The following is a 19,220-nucleotide window of genomic DNA, read 5'->3' as shown; positions in this document are numbered from 1 at the left end:
GAAAATGGCCTTATTACAAATTAGTGAGCCTGGTCTGAGCGCCGCGCCGCACCAGCGTCGTCTGGCGGTAGGTATCGATTTAGGCACTACCAACTCCCTGGTTGCAACCGTACGCAGCGGCCAGGCCGAAACGCTGGCAGACCACGAAGGTCGCCACCTGTTGCCGTCAGTGGTTCACTATCAGCCGCAGGGCTACTCTGTCGGTTACGATGCCCGCGCCAATGCCGCCCTTGACCCGGCCAATACCGTTAGTTCGGTAAAACGCATGATGGGCCGCTCTCTGGCGGATATCCAGGCGCGCTATCCGCATCAGCCTTATACGTTTCAGGCCAGTGAAAACGGCCTGCCGATGATTGAAACCGCTGCTGGTTTACTTAATCCGGTGCGCGTATCCGCTGACATTCTGAAAGCGCTGGCCGCGCGGGCAACCGAATCGCTGTCCGGTGAACTGGACGGCGTCGTGATCACCGTTCCGGCATATTTTGACGATGCACAGCGTCAGGGAACCAAAGACGCCGCGCGCCTGGCTGGTCTGCACGTATTACGTCTGCTGAATGAGCCGACCGCTGCGGCGATCGCTTATGGGCTGGACTCCGGTCAGGAAGGCGTGATCGCAGTCTATGACCTTGGCGGCGGTACCTTTGATATTTCTATTCTGCGCCTGAGCCGCGGCGTGTTCGAAGTGCTGGCGACCGGCGGTGATTCCGCGCTCGGCGGCGATGATTTTGACCATCTGCTCGCCGATTACATTCGCGAGCAGGCGGGGGTTGCCGATCGCAGCGACAACCGCGTACAGCGTGAACTGTTGGATGCCGCCATTGCGGCGAAAATTGCACTCAGCGACGCCGATTCTGTAACGGTTAACGTGGCGGGATGGCAGGGTGAAATCACCCGTGAAACCTTCAATGAACTTATTTCCGCACTGGTTAAGCGTACGCTGCTGGCCTGCCGTCGCGCGCTGAAAGATGCGGGCGTTGAGCCGCAGGATGTGTTGGAAGTGGTGATGGTCGGTGGTTCAACCCGCGTGCCGCTGGTACGTGAACGCGTTGGTGAGTTTTTTGGCCGTACGCCGCTGACCTCTATCGACCCGGATAAAGTGGTCGCTATCGGCGCGGCAATCCAGGCGGATATTCTGGTCGGGAATAAACCAGACAGCGAAATGCTGCTGCTGGACGTCATTCCGCTGTCCCTGGGCCTTGAAACCATGGGCGGCCTGGTGGAGAAAGTGATCCCGCGTAACACCACTATCCCGGTGGCGCGTGCGCAGGACTTTACCACCTTTAAAGACGGCCAGACCGCGATGTCCATCCACGTGATGCAAGGCGAGCGTGAGTTGGTGCAGGACTGTCGTTCACTGGCGCGCTTTGCGCTGCGCGGTATTCCTGCGCTGCCAGCAGGCGGCGCGCATATCCGTGTGACCTTTCAGGTGGATGCCGATGGGCTGCTGAGCGTCACCGCTATGGAGAAATCCACCGGCGTTGAGTCCTCCATTCAGGTCAAACCGTCCTATGGTCTGACCGACGGTGAAATCGCCTCCATGATTCAGGATTCGATGAGTTTTGCCGAGCAGGACGTCAAAGCCCGTATGCTGGCAGAACAGAAAGTCGAAGCGGCACGTGTACTGGAAAGTTTATCCGGTGCGCTGAACGCTGATGCCGCGCTGTTAAGCGCCGCAGAACGTCAGGCTATCGACACCGCCGCCGCGCACTTGAGCGAGGTTGCGCAGGGTGACGATGTTGACGCGATAGAACAAGCCATTAAAAACGTAGACAAACAAACCCAGGAATTCGCCGCTCGCCGCATGGACAAATCCGTCCGTAGCGCGCTGAAAGGCCATTCCGTGGACGAGGTTTAATATGCCAAAGATTGTTATTTTGCCTCATCAGGATCTCTGTCCCGATGGCGCAGTTCTGGAAGCTGAGACTGGCGAAACCATTCTCGACGTTGCCCTGCGTAACGGTATCGAGATTGAACATGCCTGTGAAAAATCCTGTGCCTGTACGACCTGTCACTGCATTGTACGTGAAGGTTTCGATTCTTTGCCGGAAAGCACGGAAGAAGAAGATGACATGCTGGATAAAGCCTGGGGTCTGGAGCCGGAAAGCCGTTTAAGCTGCCAGGCGCGGGTAACCGAGGACGATTTAGTGGTCGAAATCCCACGTTACACAATCAATCATGCACGTGAGCATTAACAGAGGGTAGTATGGGACTGAAGTGGACCGATAGCCGTGAAATCGGTGAAGCGCTGTACGACGCCTTCCCCGACCGTGATCCCAAGACCGTTCGTTTCACCGATCTGCACCAATGGATCTGTGACCTGGAAGAGTTCGATGATGACCCACAGGCATCGAACGAAAAAATCCTTGAGGCCATTTTACTGGTCTGGCTGGACGAAGCCGAATAAGTCAACGGGCTGCCCACGGGTGGCCCGTTTTCCTGTATGCGCGAAAATAAGGATAAATAAAATGACAGAAGCCATGAAAATTACGCTTTCCACGCAACCTGCCGATGCCCGCTGGGGTGAAAAGGCAACATACAGCATTAATAATGAAGGCATTACCCTGCACCTGAACGGAAAAGATGACCTCGGCCTTATCCAGCGCGCCGCGCGTAAAATCGACGGCCTGGGTATTAAACATGTGCAACTGGACGGTGAAGGCTGGGATACCGAACGCAGCTGGGCTTTCTGGCAGGGTTATAAAGGACCGAAAGGCAGTCGCAAAGTTGAGTGGGCTGCCCTGGACGAAGCACAGCGCAAAGAGCTGGATAACCGTCTGAAGATTATTGACTGGGTGCGCGATACCATTAACGCCCCGGCGGAAGAACTGGGCCCGGAACAACTGGCGCAGCGCGCGGTCGACCTGCTGTGCTCTGTTGCCTGCGATAACGTCTCTTACCGCATCACCAAAGGTGAAGATCTGCGTGAGCAGAACTACATGGGACTGCATACCGTGGGGCGCGGTTCCGAGCGTCCTCCGGTGCTGCTGGCGCTGGACTACAACCCGACTGGCGACAAAGAAGCCCCGGTTTACGCCTGCCTGGTTGGCAAAGGCATTACTTTTGACTCCGGCGGTTACAGCATCAAGCAAAGCGCATTTATGGACTCAATGAAGTCCGATATGGGTGGTGCGGCAACGGTCACCGGCGCGCTGGCGTTTGCCATCACCCGTGGTCTGAACAAGCGTGTGAAACTGTACCTGTGCTGCGCGGATAACCTGATCAGCGGCAACGCCTTTAAGCTGGGCGATATTATTCACTATCGCAACGGCAAAAAAGTGGAAGTGATGAATACCGATGCGGAAGGACGCCTGGTGCTGGCGGATGGTCTGATCGACGCCAGCGCGCAAAAACCGGAGCTGATTATTGATGCAGCTACGCTGACCGGTGCCGCGAAAACCGCCCTGGGTAACGATTATCACGCGTTGTTCAGCTTTGACGACAAGCTGGCTGCCCGTCTGCTGGCAAGCGCGGCACAAGAAAACGAGCCGTTCTGGCGTCTGCCGTTGGCTGAGTTCCACCGTAGTCAGCTGCCGTCTAACTTTGCCGAGCTGAATAACACCGGCAGTGCGGCCTATCCGGCGGGTGCGAGCACTGCAGCAGGCTTCCTGTCTCATTTTGTGGAAAACTACCAGCAAGGCTGGCTGCACATCGACTGCTCTGCAACTTATCGCAAAGCGCCAGTTGAGCAGTGGTCTGCGGGCGCAACCGGTCTGGGTGTGCGCACCATCGCGAATCTGCTGACCGCATAATTCATGACTGTATTGCCGGATGGCGCTACGCTTATCCGGCCTACATGTATTCATCCAATTTGTGATCCTTATGTCCGAAACAAAAAATGAATTAGAAACGTTGCTGGAACAAGCGGCGACAGAGCCTGCGCATCGACCGGCATTTTTCCGTACTTTACTTGAATCCACCGTCTGGGTGCCGGGTACTGCTGCAGAAGGCGAGGCGGTGGTTGAAGACAGCGCCCTCGACCTTCAGCACTGGGAAAAAGAAGACGGCACAACCGTGATCCCGTTCTTTACTTCCCTTGAGGCCCTGCAGCAGGCGGTTGAAGATGAGCAAGCATTTGTCGTCATGCCGGTGCGTACGTTATTTGAAATGACGCTCGGCGAAACGCTGTTTCTCAACGCGAAGTTGCCGACCGGCAAAGAGTTTATGCCGCGTGAAATCAGTCTGCTGATCGGTGATGAGGGGAGTCCGCTAAGCACCCAGGAGGTACTGGAAGGCGGCGAATCGCTGATCCTCTCTGAAGTCGCTGAACCGCCAGCGCAGATGATCGACTCGCTGACCACGCTGTTTAAAACCATCAAGCCGGTAAAACGCGCGTTTCTCTGCTCAATCAAAGAAAGTGCGGAAGCTCAGCCAAACCTGTTGATCGGGATTGAAGCTGACGGTGATATTGAAGAGATCATCCACGCTGCGGGCAGCGTCGCGACCGACACATTGCCGGGCGATGAACCGATTGATATTTGCCAGGTGAAGAAAGGCGAGAAGGGTGTCAGCCACTTTATCACCGAGCATATCGCACCGTTCTACGAACGCCGCTGGGGCGGCTTCCTGCGCGACTTTAAACAAAACCGGATTATCTGAGTGAAGGAAAGCCGCCCCGAAGGGCGGCTACCAGGCTTACTTGCCCTGGGTGCTGAGCGTCACGCGTATGGAATTACCTGGGTAATCCCGATCCCCGTGAAGACACAACGCGCCAGAAACAACAAGCACGATACAGAAGTATCGTATCTTCATTGCGCGGTCCATGCGAAGACCGCATCACGACAGCACCACTGGCGATAATGCCGCGATAGCAAGCGCTGAGACGCGCTTGCATAAACGGCCATGGGACATCCTTTCCTGAAGCCAGCGCCCGTTTGCGAGACGGCGGAAAGGGCCGGGGAAGATAATACGCTAAATATTGAATAGTTTCCCTGCTAATCAACTTGACTTTCGCTCCCTTAAAAGGGAGTATTTGTTTGCTGAGACGCGCTTGCATTGCTATGGTGACATAGCCTGCTGGAAAGGCCGCGAACCGGACTGGCACAAAAAAACCGCTCATTTGGGCGGTTTTTTTGTGGGCGAAAAAGATGAGTAAATCAGATTTTATTTAGCCTCAGATGGTTCTACCGGTAAATCGTTGCGCGCTCCCCATTCGCTCCACGCCCCGTCATACAGTGTGACGTTCGAAACATCCAGCGTGGCAAGCGCCAGTACCACCACGGCAGCCGTTACGCCGGAGCCGCAGCTGGCGATAATGGGGCGGTCAAAGCTCACGCCGTGGCTGAAGAAAATAGCATCCAGCTCATCGGTAGTTTTGAGTTCGCCGTCACGAACCAGCTCTGTCCACGGTACGTTAAGCGCACCGGGTACATGACCACGCTTCAGGCCTGGACGCGGCTCGTCAACTTCGGCATTAAAACGCGCAGCCGGGCGGGCATCGACGATCTGCGCCGTTTTTTCATGACTGGCCAGCAGCACATCGGTGACGCGCACCACGGCTTCAGGCGTAAATGCGACGTTAAATTCGCCTTCGGGTAACTCCTCGTTTCCTTCCTGCAGCATGAGCTCATCGCGCTGCCAGCCAGCAAGACCGCCCGCCAGAATGGAGACATTCTCGACGCCAAAAGTCCGCAGCATCCACCATGCGCGCGGCGCCGAAAACAGATTGCCGTCATCGTAGACAACCAGATGTTTATCCTGATGAATACCCAATTCGCGCATCGCGACAGCGAAGGCTTCCGGGCGCGGCATCATGTGCGGCAACGGCGAGGTATGGTCGGAAAGCGCTTCAATATCAAAAAAAACGGCGCCAGGAATATGACCTGCGCGATACTCCTCGCCAACATCGCGATCTTCCTGACCTGGAGGTGCCATCCGGGCATCAAGGATTTGTATTTCCGGGTCGTCAATGTGTTCGGCAAGCCAGTCGGCAGCGACAAAGAAGGCGGTGGTCATAGGCATCTCCATTTTTACCAGGTTTTGGCAAATTGTCGGACGTTTAGTGCAAAGCGACAAGTAAAAGAGGCTGATTTGTCAGGTGAATCCACATTAATCACGAAAATTAGGACAACGTTGTTCATTTACTGGCTTCCACAGCCTGAAAACTAACGCATAATAGTTGTTCTACGTAGCTAACGGGCCACTATGGCCAGGGATGAAAAATGAAACATTTACGCGTAGCGGCCTGCATGCTGATGCTGGCACTTGTCGGGTGTGATAATAATAACGAAAAATCGACGACGGCTGCGAAGCCGGATGCACCTGCTCCGCAGACTGCGCCCGCAAAAGACAAGGCCCAGTTAGAAAAGCTGATGCAACAAAGTCAGGGCAAGTCGCTGACGCTGTTAGATGCCTCAGAGGTCCAGCTCGACGGCGCGGCAACGTTCGTGTTGACCTTCTCCATTCCCCTCGATCCGGAACAGGATTTTTCCCGCGTAGTGCACGTTGTCGATAAAAAAAGCGGCAAAGTCGATGGTGCCTGGGAGCTGGCGCCAAACTTGAAAGAGCTACGCTTGCGGCACCTCGAACCTAACCGGGAACTGGTGGTTACCATTGAGCGTGATTTACTGGCGCTGAATAAAGCGACGTTTGGTATCGATTATGAAAAAAATATCACCACACGTGACGTCCAGCCGAGCGTAGGGTTCGCCAGTCGCGGTTCGCTACTGCCGGGAAAAGTGATTGAAGGGCTGCCGGTGATGGCGCTCAACGTTAACAGTGTGGATGTGAATTTTTATCGCGTGAAGCCAGAGTCGCTCGGCGCGTTTGTCAGCCAGTGGGAATACCGCAATTCGTTGTCGAACTGGGAATCCGATAATCTGCTGAAAATGGCGGAACTGGTCTATACCGGACGCTTTGACCTCAACCCTGCGCGCAACACTCGCGAAAAGCTGTTGCTGCCGCTGAGCGAAATCAAACCGTTGCAGCAGGCCGGCGTTTACATCGCGGTGATGAATCAGGCCGGAAAATACAACTACAGTAATGCCGCGACGCTGTTTACGCTCAGCGATATTGGTGTGTCAGCGCATCGTTACCATAATCAACTGGATATCTTTACGCAGAGTCTGGAAAACGGCGCTGCGCAGCAGGGCATTGACGTCACATTACTCAATGAAAAAGGGCAGACGCTGGCGCAAGCCACCAGTGACGCGCAGGGGCATGTACAGCTCAAGACTGATAAAGAAGCTGCCTTATTGCTGGCCCGCAAAGACGGGCAGACTACGCTGCTTGACCTGAAACTTCCGGCATTGGATCTGGCTGAGTTTGATATTGCCGGCGCGCCGGGATACAGCAAACAGTTCTTTATGTTTGGTCCGCGCGATCTCTATCGCCCCGGTGAAACGGTGATCCTCAATGGATTACTACGTGACAGCGACGGTAAAACGTTGCCCGACCAGCCGGTGAAGCTGGAAGTGGTCAAGCCCGACGGACAGGTTTTACGCTCGGTTGTCAGCCAGCCGGAGAACGGTCTGTACCGCTTTAGCTGGCCGCTGGATAGCAGCGCGCCGACCGGTATGTGGCATATTCGCGCCAATACTGGCGACAACCCGTCGCGGATGTGGGATTTCCACGTTGAAGATTTTATGCCAGAGCGGATGGCGCTCAATCTCACCGCCAGCAAAATGCCGGTAGCGCCAACTGATGAAGTGAAATTCTCGGTGGTGGGTTACTACCTGTACGGCGCGCCCGCCAACGGCAACGCTCTGCAAGGGCAGCTTTTCCTGCGCCCGTTACGCGAAGCGGTGCAGACACTACCGGGGTTTCAGTTTGGTAATATTGCCGAAGAAAACCTTTCCCGCAGTCTCGATGAAGTTCAGCTCACGCTGGACGATCACGGTCGCGGCGAAGTGACCGCCAACAGCCAGTGGCAGGAGACGCATTCCCCGTTACAGGTGGTGTTGCAAGCCAGCCTGCTGGAGTCGGGTGGCCGCCCGGTGACGCGTCGGGTTGAACAAGCCATCTGGCCTGCGGATACGCTGCCGGGGATTCGACCGCAGTTTGCGGCGAAATCTGTTTATGATTATCGCACTGACACCACGGTGAATCAGCCTATCGTCGATGAAGACAGCAATGCCGCTTTCGATATTGTGTATGCCGATGCGCAAGGTGATAAAAAAGCGGTGTCCGGCTTGCAGGTGCGTTTGATCCGCGAACGTCGTGATTATTACTGGAACTGGACTGAAGGCGAGGGCTGGCAATCGCAGTTTGATCAAAAAGATCTGATCGAAGGTGAGCAGACTCTGGATCTTAAGGCTGATGAAACCGGTAAAGTGAGCTTTCCGGTTGAGTGGGGCGCCTATCGTCTGGAAGTAAAAGCGCCGAATGATGCGGTGAGCAGCGTGCGCTTCTGGGCGGGTTATAGCTGGCAGGATAATAGCGACGGCAGCGGCTCTGTTCGCCCCGATCGTGTGACCCTGAAACTGGATAAACCCGGCTATCGTCCTGGCGATACCATGAAGCTGCATGTTGCCGCCCCCGCGGCTGGCAAAGGTTATGCGATGGTAGAATCCAGCGAAGGACCGTTGTGGTGGCAAGAAATAGACGTGCCTGCGAATGGCCTGGACCTCACTATTCCAGTCGATAAAACCTGGAATCGCCACGATTTGTATCTCAGTGCGCTGGTGGTTCGTCCTGGCGACAAATCCCGTTCGGCGACGCCAAAACGGGCGGTTGGGTTGCTGCATTTACCGCTGGGCGATGAAAATCGTCGTCTGGGACTGGTGCTGGAAAGTCCGGCGAAAATACGCCCAAATCAGCCGTTAACCGTCAAGATCAAAGCCAGCGTTAAAAATGGCGACGTGCCAAAACAGGTTAACGTACTGGTCTCTGCCGTTGATAGCGGGGTGTTGAACATCACTGATTACGTTACGCCCGACCCATGGCAGGCGTTTTTCGGGCAAAAACGCTATGGTGCGGATATTTATGATATCTACGGTCAGGTAATTGAAGGGCAAGGTCGTCTGGCGGCGCTGCGCTTTGGTGGCGATGGCGATGAGTTAAAGCGTGGCGGTAAGCCTCCGGTTAATCACGTCAATATCGTGGCGCAACAGGCGTTACCGGTCACGCTTAACGAGCAGGGCGAAGGTACGGTGACGTTACCGATTGGTGATTTCAACGGCGAGCTGCGGGTCATGGCGCAGGCCTGGACGGCGGATGACTTTGGCAGCAGCGAAAGCAAAGTGATTGTCGCCGCGCCGGTGATTGCTGAACTGAACATGCCGCGCTTTCTGGCGGGGGGAGATACTTCGCGCCTGACGCTGGACGTGACCAACCTGACCGATAAACCACAGACGCTGAATATTAACCTCGCGGCCAGCGGTTTACTGGAACTGATAGGGCAAGATCTTGCGCCTGTGAATCTGGCGCCAGGCGTACGGACTACGCTGTTTATTCCGGTGCGCGCGCGGGAAGGCTTTGGCGAGGGTGAAATTCAGGCGCAGATTAGCGGTCTGTCTTTGCCAGGGGAAACGCTGCCTGTGCAGCACAAACAGTGGAAGATTGGCGTGCGCCCGGCGTTTCCCGCGCAAACTGTCAATAATGGCGTTGCGCTCCAGCCGGGGGCAACCTGGCAGCTGCCAGGCGAAGAGTTGGCTAATTTCTCTCCTGTGACGATGCAGGGGCAACTGCTGTTCAGCGGTAAGCCGCCGCTGAATCTGGCGCGCTACATCCGTGAACTGAAAGCTTACCCTTACGGTTGCCTTGAGCAAACGGCGAGCGGGTTGTTCCCCTCTTTATACACCAATGTCGCGCAACTGAAGGCATTAGGTATCGCGGGCGACAGTGATGAAAAACGCCGTGCGGCAGTAGAGATTGGCATTTCCCGTTTACTGCAAATGCAGCGCGATAACGGCGGTTTTGCGCTGTGGGATAAGAACGGGCCGGAAGAGTACTGGCTGACCGCGTACGTAATGGATTTCCTCGTCCGCGCGAACGAACAAGGCTACAGCGTCCCGGTTGAGGTGATTAACCGGGGGAACGAGCGGCTGCTGCGTTATTTGCAGGATCCGGGGATGATGTCGATTCGTTATACCGATGACTCGTCTGCAAGCCGGTTTGCTGTACAGGCCTACGCCGCGCTGGTGTTGGCTCGTCAGCAAAAAGCCCCGCTTGGCGCACTGCGTGAAATCTGGGAGCGCCGCGCTCAGGCGGCTTCTGGTTTGCCGCTGTTGCAACTGGGGATCGCGCTGAAAAACATGGGCGATGCTAATCGCAGTGAACAGGCGCTTACGTTGGCGCTGAATACACCGCGTCGCGATGCACAACAGTGGATGGCGGATTACGGCAGTCAGCTACGCGACAACGCGCTGATGCTGGCATTGCTGGAAGAGAACAAGCTCAAACCTGAAGAGCAGAATATGTTGCTGAACACATTGTCAGAACAGGCCTTTGGTCAGCGCTGGCTCTCTACTCAGGAAAATAATGCGTTGTTCCTTGCCGCGCGTACGTTACAGGATTTACCTGGCACGTGGCAGGCGCAAACATCACTCTCTGAACAGCCGTTAGCAGGTGATAAATCGCAAACCCGGAATCTGGATGCCGACGAGCTGTCCACGCTGAGCGTCACGAATACCGGTAATCTGCCGCTGTGGCTGCGTCTGGATGTCAGTGGTTATCCGCAAACCGCACCGACGCCTGCCAGCAACGTCCTGCATATTGAACGTCAGATCCTGGGACTCGACGGGAGCAGCAAATCACTGGATTCTCTGCGCAGCGGCGAACTGGTGCTGGTCTGGCTGGACGTTAAAGCCAGCCAGAACGTGCCGGATGCGCTGGTCGTCGACTTACTGCCTGCCGGACTGGAGCTGGAAAACCAGAATCTGGCTAACGGCAGCGCCAGTCTGCAGGATAGCGGTAACGAAGTGGCGAACCTGCTCAATCAGATGCAGCAGGCGGATATCCAGCATATTGAGTTCCGTGACGATCGCTTTGTCGCTGCGGTGGCGGTCAATGAAGGACAGCCGGTTACGCTGGTCTATCTGGCGAGAGCAGTAACACCGGGAACGTATCAGGTTCCCGTCCCGCAGGTGGAATCAATGTATGTTCCGCAGTGGCGGGCAACCGGTGCGGCAGAGGGGCTTTTGATTGTCAGACCATAAATGATGCGCGGGTTGGGTAAACGCGGCTGCTGGCTCTGGCTGGCAGTCGTTGCGCTAGTGTTTGTGATGGCGATTTGGGCGGCAGACAAAATCTGGCCGCTGCCGCTTCATGAGGTGGATCCCGCGCGTGTCGTGGTGGCGCACGATGGTACGCCTCTCTGGCGCTTTGCCGACGCGGACGGTATCTGGCGTTATCCGGTGACGATTGATGAGGTATCCCCCCGCTACCTTCAGGCCTTAATCAATTACGAAGACCGCTGGTTCTGGAAACACCCCGGGGTCAATCCGTTTTCAGTACTGCGCGCGGCGTGGCAGGACCTCTCATCCGGGCGCGTCGTTTCAGGCGGCAGCACGCTCACCATGCAGGTGGCGCGTTTACTCGATCCCCACCCACGCACCTTTGGCGGTAAGTTTCGCCAGCTCTGGCGCGCGTTGCAACTGGAATGGCATCTGTCCAAGCGCGACATTCTGACGCTGTATCTTAACCGTGCGCCGTTTGGCGGCACGCTGCAAGGCGTGGGCGCAGCGAGCTGGGCCTATCTTGGCAAATCGCCTGCACAACTGAGCTACTCCGATGCAGCATTGCTGGCTGTGCTGCCACAGGCGCCGAGCCGTCTGCGTCCGGACCGTTGGCCGGAGCGCGCTGAAGCGGCGCGTAATAAAGTGCTCGAACGTATGGCAATTCAGGGCATTTGGTCCGCAAAACAGGTGCAGGAGTCACGCGAAGAGCCGGTCTGGCTGGCCCCCAGGCAGATGCCGCAGTTAGCGCCGTTATTTTCGCGCATGATGCTGGGAAAAAGCCGCAGCGATAAAATCGTGACTACCCTTGACGCCGGGTTGCAGCGGCAACTCGAAGAGCTGGCGCAAAACTGGAAAGGGCGATTGCCGGCGCGCAGTTCGCTGGCGATGATTGTGGTCGATCACACCGATATGAGCGTGCGTGGCTGGGTGGGGTCAGTGGATATGAATGATGACTCCCGCTTTGGTCATGTGGATATGGTGAATGCGATCCGCTCGCCGGGATCGGTGCTGAAGCCGTTTATCTATGGTTTGGCGCTGGATGACGGATTAATTCATCCCGCTTCGTTGTTGCAGGATGTACCACGGCGAACCGGTGATTATCGACCGGGGAATTTTGACAGTGGTTTTCACGGACCGGTAAGTATGAGCGAGGCGCTGGTACGTTCGCTGAATTTACCCGCGGTTCAGGTACTGGAAGCCTATGGCCCGAAGCGTTTTGCCGCATCGTTACGTAACGTCGGTTTACCGTTATATCTGCCCGCAGGGGCTGCGCCGAATCTGTCGCTGATTTTAGGCGGGGCGGGGGCAAGGCTTGATGATATGGTGGCGGCGTATAGCGCCTTTGCCCGCCACGGGAAGGCGGGTAAATTGCGTCTGCAGCCGGCAGACCCGCTACTGGAGCGTCCGCTGATGTCGGCAGGCGCGGCGTGGATTATTCGCCGGATTATGGCTGACGAAGCACAACCGCTACCGGATAACGCACTGAGCAGAGTGGTTCCTCTGGCGTGGAAAACGGGTACCAGCTATGGCTATCGCGATGCGTGGGCGATTGGGATTAACGCCCGTTATGTGATTGGCATCTGGACCGGCAGGCCCGACGGTACACCGGTGGTGGGGCAGTTTGGCTTTGCCAGCGCCGTACCTGTGCTCAATCAGGTCAACAATCTGCTGCTCTCTCGCGGGACGAATCAGCCGGAAGACCCCCGTCCTGAATCCGTTAGCCGCGGCGTGGTATGTTGGCCGGGCGGGCAATCTCTTGCGGCTGGAGACAGTAACTGTCGCCGCCGTCTGGCAACCTGGCTATTGGATGGCAGTCAGCCGCCAACACTGTTATTACCTGAGCAGGAAGGTGTTAACGGCATTCGTTTCCCTGTCTGGCTGGACGGAGAGGGCAAACGCGTGGCGGCGGATTGCCCGCAGGCGCGCGAACAGACGCTTATCGTCTGGCCCTTGCCGCTTGAACCATGGCTGCCGGAAGCAGAGCGCCGTGGGGCGAGATTACCGCCTGTTTCTGCCACATGTTCGCCGTTGGGGCAGGATCCCGGGTTACCGTTGCAGTTGACAGGTCTGCGCGATGGCGCGATTGTGAAGCGTTTACCTGGTTCTCCAGAGGCTTCATTGCCGGTGCAAACCAGCGGTGGAACAGGCGATCGCTGGTGGTTTCTTAACGGACAACGTCTGGACGAGCGCGGGCGTCACCTGACGCTACGTCTGACGGCCAAAGGGGATTACCAACTGCTGGTGATGGATGACGCCGGACAGGTGGCGACGGTGAGATTTTCGGTGCAATAGACCAGTTGGTGAGTATTTGTTGCTAAAACTCATCTTATTTTAAAGAAATGTTATCTTCATCAATAGTCAATTGCCGGGATGCTCTTTATAATCCGCGCCAGGTCGTACATCTATATAGACAACAACAGAACATATTACAGAGGTTATCAATGGCTATTGAACGTACTTTTTCCATCATTAAACCAAACGCGGTGGCAAAAAACGTTATTGGGAGCATCTTTGCGCGCTTTGAAGCTGCAGGGTTCAAGATTGTAGGGACTAAAATGCTGCACCTGACCGTTGAGCAGGCGCGTGGCTTTTATGCTGAGCACGACGGCAAACCGTTCTTTGACGGTCTGGTTGAATTCATGACCTCCGGTCCGATCGTTGTTTCCGTTCTGGAAAGCGAAAACGCCGTACAGCGTCATCGTGATCTGCTGGGCGCTACCAACCCGGCGAACGCGCTGGCCGGTACCCTGCGTGCCGACTACGCTGACAGCTTCACCGAAAATGGGACTCACGGTTCTGATTCCGTTGAATCTGCCGCTCGCGAAATCGCCTATTTCTTCGGTGAGGGCGAGGTTTGCCCGCGTACGCGCTAATAAGCTCGTCCTGTAGGCCGGATAAGCGTTTGCGCATCCGGCTCTGCTTTGCCTGATGGCGACGCGAGGCGTCTTATCAGGCCTACGTTCTTTCTTTACATATTATTTTCGCTAATGCTTCGTGCAAACGTGGCATCCCTGCGCCAGACTTTGTACAATGCAACGCCCCGGAAGAGCAGACCGCTTGCCGGGGCGTTTCTTTTTAACCCTCCACGGGCCACAACGTGTAACAACGAGGCCGGAAAAAATTATGTCTGAATTAGTTAACACCTCTGAAGTCGTCATTCCTGCGGTTCCAAATAAAAATGGAAAAATTAACCTGCTGGATCTGAACCGTCAGCAAATGCGCGAATTCTTCAAAGAAATGGGCGAAAAGCCGTTTCGTGCCGATCAGGTCATGAAGTGGATGTACCACTATTGCAGCGACAACTTTGATGACATGACTGACATCAATAAGGTGCTGCGTAACAAGCTGAAAGAAGTCGCTGAAATTCGCGCCCCGGAAGTGGTGGAAGAGCAGCGTTCCTCTGACGGCACGATCAAATGGGCTATCGCGGTTGGCGATCAGCGCGTTGAAACCGTTTATATCCCGGAAGACGATCGCGCGACCCTGTGTGTTTCTTCACAGGTTGGTTGTGCATTAGAGTGTAAATTCTGCTCTACGGCGCAACAGGGATTTAACCGTAACCTGCGAGTGTCGGAAATCATTGGTCAGGTTTGGCGTGCGGCGAAAATCGTCGGCGCGGTAAAAGCAACAGGTGTTCGTCCTATCACCAACGTGGTGATGATGGGGATGGGCGAGCCGTTGCTCAACCTGACTAACGTGGTGCCGGCGATGGAAATCATGCTGGATGACTTCGGTTTCGGGCTGTCCAAGCGTCGCGTTACGCTTTCCACCTCAGGGGTTGTACCTGCGTTGGATAAGCTGGGCGATATGATTGACGTCGCGCTGGCGATCTCTCTGCATGCGCCGAACGATGAAATTCGTGACGAAATTGTGCCTATCAACAAAAAGTACAATATCGAAACGTTCCTCGGGGCAGTGCGTCGTTATCTGGAGAAATCCAACGCCAACCAGGGTCGTGTGACCATTGAGTATGTCATGTTGGATCACATTAATGACGGTACCGAACACGCGCATCAACTGGCTGAACTGCTGAAAGACACGCCGTGTAAGATCAACCTGATCCCATGGAACCCGTTCCCTGGCGCACCGTATGGTCGTAGCTCTAACAGCCGTATCGATCGTTTCTCCAAAGTGTTGATGAGCTATGGTTTCACCACCATCGTGCGTAAAACACGTGGCGATGATATCGATGCAGCCTGCGGCCAATTGGCAGGCGACGTTATCGACCGTACCAAGCGTACTCTGCGCAAGCGTATGCAGGGTGATGCTATCGACATCAAAACCGTTTGATGTCGAGCGCACTACGGTATAATTCTTGTACCGTAGTGCAATGTAAGCCAGGGGAGGTTCTTTGGTTGTTGTCGTCAGGTCAATAATAACGGTGCGTTTTTGTCGACTTTAAGGCAGTATGTAACGGCGCAACAAGAGTTTAGCCCTCAGGTTTACGCTTTTTTGTCATTGGTAGTCTGACCGTTTTATACTGTCTGACGAAGGTTAACTGACCAGATGTTTCGCGGTGTGGGTGAGCATTGTGACTCGCCGGCGCCAGAACCCAAATTTACGCAGCTGTAGCGAATGAATACTGAAGCCACGCACGACAAAAATGAAGCACTCTCCACCGGCGTTCGTCTGCGCAATGCCCGTGAACAACTCGGATTCAGCCAACAGGCAGTCGCGGAACGACTGTGCCTGAAGGTCTCCACGGTACGCGATATTGAAGAAGATAAGGCACCAGCCGATCTCGCTTCAACATTCCTGCGTGGGTACATCCGTTCTTATGCGCGTCTGGTGCATATTCCTGAAGAAGAACTGTTGCCGGGGCTGGAAAAACAGGCTCCAGTTCGCCCTGCTAAAGTCGCGCCGATGCAGAGCTTCTCGCTCGGTAAGCGTCGTAAAAAGCGCGATGGCTGGTTAATGACCTTCACCTGGCTGGTGCTGTTTGTTGTTGTCGGACTGACAGGCGCCTGGTGGTGGCAGAACCATAAAGCGCAGCAGGAAGAGATCAGCACCATGGCCGATCAATCTTCTGCTGAGCTGAATGCCGGTAAAGACACTGCGCAGAATATACCGTTAGATACCAGCGCCGCAGCAGGTCAGGAGACAACGTCGGCTGCGGGCGATGGCGCAGTGGCGGACGCCGCGCCATCGACGGATGCTCCGTCAACCCCGGCGCCAGCCGCGGATGCGCAACAGAATGCTGTTGTAGCGCCGTCTCAGGCCAATGTGGATACCGCAACCGCAGCGCCAACAGCGCCAACAAATGCGGCCCCGCTGCCGACTGACCAGGCGGGTGTAAGTACCCCAGCAGCCGATCCTAACGCACTGGTAATGAACTTTACCGCCGATTGCTGGTTGGAAGTAACCGATGCGACCGGTAAAAAATTGTTCAGCGGTATGCAGCGTAAAGACGGTAATCTGAATTTGACCGGTCAGGCGCCGTACAAACTGAAAATTGGCGCTCCGGCGGCAGTGCAGATTCAGTTCCAGGGTAAACCTGTCGATCTGAGTCGTTTTATCAGAACTAACCAGGTTGCACGTCTGACCGTTAATGCCGAACAATCACCGGCTCAGTAACAGACGGCAATGCGGGAGATTTTTTAATGCATAACCAGGCTCCAATTCAACGTAGAAAATCGACACGCATTTACGTTGGGAACGTGCCGATCGGCGATGGCGCGCCCATCGCCGTACAGTCTATGACCAATACGCGCACCACTGACGTGGAAGCGACGGTTAATCAGATCAAAGCGCTGGAACGCGTAGGCGCAGATATTGTTCGTGTCTCTGTACCGACAATGGATGCTGCAGAAGCGTTCAAGCTTATCAAACAGCAGGTTAATGTCCCGCTGGTTGCCGATATTCACTTCGACTACCGTATCGCGCTGAAAGTGGCGGAATACGGCGTTGACTGTCTGCGTATCAACCCAGGCAATATCGGTAATGAAGAACGCATCCGCATGGTAGTAGACTGCGCTCGTGATAAAAATATTCCTATCCGCATCGGCGTAAACGCCGGATCGCTGGAAAAAGATCTGCAGGAAAAATACGGTGAACCGACGCCGCAGGCGCTGCTGGAATCCGCTATGCGTCATGTGGATCACCTCGATCGTTTGAACTTCGATCAATTCAAAGTCAGCGTTAAAGCCTCTGACGTTTTCCTCGCCGTAGAATCCTATCGCCTGCTGGCGAAACAGATCGATCAACCGCTGCATCTGGGGATCACCGAAGCCGGTGGCGCACGTAGCGGGGCGGTGAAATCCGCGATCGGTTTAGGATTGCTGCTATCAGAAGGGATCGGCGATACGCTGCGTGTTTCTCTGGCTGCCGATCCGGTGGAAGAGATCAAAGTGGGCTTCGATATTTTGAAATCGCTGCGCATTCGCGCGCGCGGGATCAATTTCATCGCTTGTCCAACCTGCTCACGTCAGGAATTCGACGTTATCGGTACGGTTAACGCGCTGGAGCAACGTCTGGAAGACATCATTACGCCAATGGATGTTTCGATCATCGGCTGTGTGGTAAACGGTCCTGGTGAAGCGCTGGTTTCTACGCTGGGCGTGACGGGCGGTAATAAGAAAAGTGGCCTGTACGAAGACGGTGTGCGTAAGGACCGACTCGACAACGACGATATGATCACGCAGCTTGAAGCCCGTATTCGCGCTAAAGCGAGTATCCTGGACGAAGCGCGCCGTATCGACGTGCAGCAGCTTGAAAAATAACAACGTGATGGGAAGCGGCGTGCTTCCCGTGTATGATTGAACCCGCATGGCGCCCGCATTGTTCGGGTTAGCGCTGAGGGTTCATTTTTATATTCATAAAGAGAATAAACGTGGCAAAAAACATTCAAGCCATTCGCGGCATGAACGATTATCTGCCTGGCGAAACCGCCATCTGGCAGCGCATTGAAGGCACACTCAAAAACGTGCTCGGTAGCTACGGTTACAGTGAAATCCGCTTGCCGATTGTAGAGCAGACCCCGTTATTCAAACGCGCGATCGGTGAAGTTACCGACGTGGTTGAAAAAGAGATGTATACCTTTGAGGACAGAAATGGCGACAGCCTGACTCTGCGTCCTGAAGGGACTGCGGGCTGCGTACGCGCCGGCATTGAACATGGTCTCCTGTACAATCAGGAACAGCGTCTGTGGTATATCGGGCCGATGTTCCGCCACGAACGTCCGCAGAAAGGACGCTATCGTCAGTTCCATCAGTTGGGTGTCGAAGTGTTTGGCCTGCAGGGCCCGGACATCGATGCTGAACTGATTATGCTGACCGCTCGCTGGTGGCGCGCGCTGGGTATTTCTCAACATGTTAGCCTGGAGTTGAACTCAATTGGTTCGCTTGAAGCCCGTGCTAACTACCGTGATGCGCTGGTCGCCTATCTGGAACAGCATAAAGAGAAACTGGACGAAGACTGCAAGCGTCGCATGTACACCAACCCGCTGCGCGTGCTTGACTCCAAAAACCCAGAAGTGCAGGCGCTGCTCAACGACGCACCTGCGCTGGGTGATTATCTCGATGACGACTCTCGCGAGCATTTCGCGGGTCTGTGCAAACTACTGGAATCCGCAGGGATTGCCTACACCGTTAATCAGCGTCTGGTTCGTGGTCTTGATTACTACAACCGCACCGTATTTGAGTGGGTTACCAGCAGTCTGGGCTCGCAGGGTACCGTGTGTGCCGGTGGTCGTTACGACGGTCTGGTAGAGCAACTGGGCGGTCGCGCAACGCCAGCTGTGGGCTTCGCCATGGGCCTGGAACGCCTTGTTTTGTTAGTTCAGGCAGTGAATCCGGAATTTATTGCCTCCCCTGTTGTCGATATATACCTGGTTGCTTCAGGCACAGACACACAGTCGGCAGCAATGCGGCTTGCGGAACGTCTGCGTGATGAAGTTCCTGGTGTGAAACTGATGACCAACCACGGCGGCGGCAACTTTAAGAAACAGTTTGCCCGTGCCGATAAGTGGGGCGCCCGCGTTGCACTGGTACTGGGTGAGTCCGAAGTGGCTGACGGTACTGTTGTAGTGAAGGATTTGCGCTCTGGTGAGCAAACGGCAGTAGCGCAGGATGGCGTTGCCGCGCATTTGCGCACTCTACTGGGCTAAGG

General features: G+C 55.3%; 14 protein-coding genes. 12 read left to right on the top strand and 2 right to left on the bottom strand.

Annotated features, from left to right (window positions below; translation table 11 throughout):
* Positions 1-4: 4 nt before the first annotated feature.
* The 5 genes from hscA (at position 5) to sseB (ending at position 4,596) form a co-directional block, all read left to right on the top strand.
* Entirely contained in the window at positions 5-1,855 is a 1,851-nt protein-coding gene (gene hscA, locus OGV69_RS22460) for a Fe-S protein assembly chaperone HscA (RefSeq protein ID WP_069324454.1), read from the top strand.
* Between the two features lies 1 nt (position 1,856).
* Complete coding sequence (gene fdx, locus OGV69_RS22455) at positions 1,857-2,192, top strand: ISC system 2Fe-2S type ferredoxin (protein ID WP_003037690.1); 336 nt, start codon at positions 1,857-1,859, stop codon at positions 2,190-2,192.
* An 11-nt stretch (positions 2,193-2,203) separates the two neighbouring features.
* Positions 2,204-2,404, top strand: coding sequence for a Fe-S cluster assembly protein IscX (gene iscX, locus OGV69_RS22450; RefSeq protein WP_038642622.1), 201 nt, complete (start codon positions 2,204-2,206; stop codon positions 2,402-2,404).
* A gap of 61 nt (positions 2,405-2,465) precedes the next feature.
* Positions 2,466-3,749 carry an aminopeptidase PepB gene (pepB, locus tag OGV69_RS22445; RefSeq protein ID WP_038642620.1) on the top strand — a complete coding sequence of 428 codons (1,284 nt, stop codon included), beginning with the start codon at positions 2,466-2,468 and terminating at the stop codon, positions 3,747-3,749.
* A 70-nt stretch (positions 3,750-3,819) separates the two neighbouring features.
* Entirely contained in the window at positions 3,820-4,596 is a 777-nt protein-coding gene (gene sseB / locus OGV69_RS22440; protein WP_006683467.1) for an enhanced serine sensitivity protein SseB, read from the top strand.
* A 36-nt stretch (positions 4,597-4,632) separates the two neighbouring features.
* Here sseB and timP read toward each other — a convergent pair whose 3' ends face one another.
* On the bottom strand, positions 4,633-4,749 hold the full coding sequence (timP, locus tag OGV69_RS22435; RefSeq protein WP_247672820.1) for a small toxic inner membrane protein TimP: 117 nt from the start codon (positions 4,747-4,749) through the stop codon (positions 4,633-4,635).
* A gap of 351 nt (positions 4,750-5,100) precedes the next feature.
* Positions 5,101-5,952: a 3-mercaptopyruvate sulfurtransferase gene (gene sseA / locus OGV69_RS22430; RefSeq protein ID WP_069324455.1), complete on the bottom strand. Its 852-nt coding sequence runs from the start codon at positions 5,950-5,952 to the stop codon at positions 5,101-5,103.
* A 206-nt stretch (positions 5,953-6,158) separates the two neighbouring features.
* On the opposite strand from sseA, the gene OGV69_RS22425 reads away from it, so the two are divergent.
* From OGV69_RS22425 to hisS, 7 genes are all read left to right on the top strand, one after another.
* Positions 6,159-11,093 carry an alpha-2-macroglobulin family protein gene (locus OGV69_RS22425; RefSeq protein WP_227409074.1) on the top strand — a complete coding sequence of 1,645 codons (4,935 nt, stop codon included), beginning with the start codon at positions 6,159-6,161 and terminating at the stop codon, positions 11,091-11,093.
* Positions 11,094-13,406, top strand: a complete 2,313-nt coding sequence (gene pbpC / locus OGV69_RS22420) for a peptidoglycan glycosyltransferase PbpC (RefSeq protein ID WP_069324457.1) — start codon at positions 11,094-11,096, stop codon at positions 13,404-13,406.
* 149 nt (positions 13,407-13,555) lie between these two features.
* Positions 13,556-13,987, top strand: coding sequence for a nucleoside-diphosphate kinase (ndk, locus tag OGV69_RS22415; protein WP_003037710.1), 432 nt, complete (start codon positions 13,556-13,558; stop codon positions 13,985-13,987).
* 250 nt (positions 13,988-14,237) lie between these two features.
* A complete protein-coding gene (gene rlmN, locus OGV69_RS22410; RefSeq protein ID WP_003037713.1) occupies positions 14,238-15,404 on the top strand; it encodes a dual-specificity RNA methyltransferase RlmN in 1,167 nt (388 codons plus the stop codon).
* 285 nt (positions 15,405-15,689) lie between these two features.
* The gene (rodZ, locus tag OGV69_RS22405; RefSeq protein WP_069324458.1) at positions 15,690-16,688 is read left to right on the top strand and encodes a cytoskeleton protein RodZ; all 999 of its coding nucleotides are present in this window, start codon (positions 15,690-15,692) and stop codon (positions 16,686-16,688) included.
* A 26-nt stretch (positions 16,689-16,714) separates the two neighbouring features.
* Positions 16,715-17,833: a flavodoxin-dependent (E)-4-hydroxy-3-methylbut-2-enyl-diphosphate synthase gene (ispG, locus tag OGV69_RS22400; RefSeq protein WP_016154000.1), complete on the top strand. Its 1,119-nt coding sequence runs from the start codon at positions 16,715-16,717 to the stop codon at positions 17,831-17,833.
* Between the two features lie 110 nt (positions 17,834-17,943).
* Positions 17,944-19,218 carry a histidine--tRNA ligase gene (gene hisS / locus OGV69_RS22395; protein ID WP_069324459.1) on the top strand — a complete coding sequence of 425 codons (1,275 nt, stop codon included), beginning with the start codon at positions 17,944-17,946 and terminating at the stop codon, positions 19,216-19,218.
* Positions 19,219-19,220: the final 2 nt, after the last annotated feature.

Origin of the sequence: Citrobacter sp. Cc139, assembly GCF_030334645.1 — a bacterium.
Classification (GTDB): Bacteria; Pseudomonadota; Gammaproteobacteria; order Enterobacterales; family Enterobacteriaceae; genus Citrobacter; species Citrobacter werkmanii.
The sequence above is the reverse complement of the archived record's forward strand: the minus strand, read 5'-3'. Positions and strand labels throughout refer to the sequence as shown.

Coding starts and splice junctions, on each gene's coding strand:
- fdx (WP_003037690.1), top strand. CDS start 1,857: ATGCCAAAGATTGTTATTTTGCCTCATCAGGATCTCTGTCCCGATGGC.
- timP (WP_247672820.1), bottom strand. CDS start 4,749: ATGAAGATACGATACTTCTGTATCGTGCTTGTTGTTTCTGGCGCGTTG.
- rlmN (WP_003037713.1), top strand. CDS start 14,238: ATGTCTGAATTAGTTAACACCTCTGAAGTCGTCATTCCTGCGGTTCCA.
- OGV69_RS22425 (WP_227409074.1), top strand. CDS start 6,159: ATGAAACATTTACGCGTAGCGGCCTGCATGCTGATGCTGGCACTTGTC.
- hscA (WP_069324454.1), top strand. CDS start 5: ATGGCCTTATTACAAATTAGTGAGCCTGGTCTGAGCGCCGCGCCGCAC.
- sseA (WP_069324455.1), bottom strand. CDS start 5,952: ATGACCACCGCCTTCTTTGTCGCTGCCGACTGGCTTGCCGAACACATT.
- rodZ (WP_069324458.1), top strand. CDS start 15,690: ATGAATACTGAAGCCACGCACGACAAAAATGAAGCACTCTCCACCGGC.
- iscX (WP_038642622.1), top strand. CDS start 2,204: ATGGGACTGAAGTGGACCGATAGCCGTGAAATCGGTGAAGCGCTGTAC.
- ispG (WP_016154000.1), top strand. CDS start 16,715: ATGCATAACCAGGCTCCAATTCAACGTAGAAAATCGACACGCATTTAC.
- pbpC (WP_069324457.1), top strand. CDS start 11,094: ATGATGCGCGGGTTGGGTAAACGCGGCTGCTGGCTCTGGCTGGCAGTC.
- sseB (WP_006683467.1), top strand. CDS start 3,820: ATGTCCGAAACAAAAAATGAATTAGAAACGTTGCTGGAACAAGCGGCG.
- pepB (WP_038642620.1), top strand. CDS start 2,466: ATGACAGAAGCCATGAAAATTACGCTTTCCACGCAACCTGCCGATGCC.
- ndk (WP_003037710.1), top strand. CDS start 13,556: ATGGCTATTGAACGTACTTTTTCCATCATTAAACCAAACGCGGTGGCA.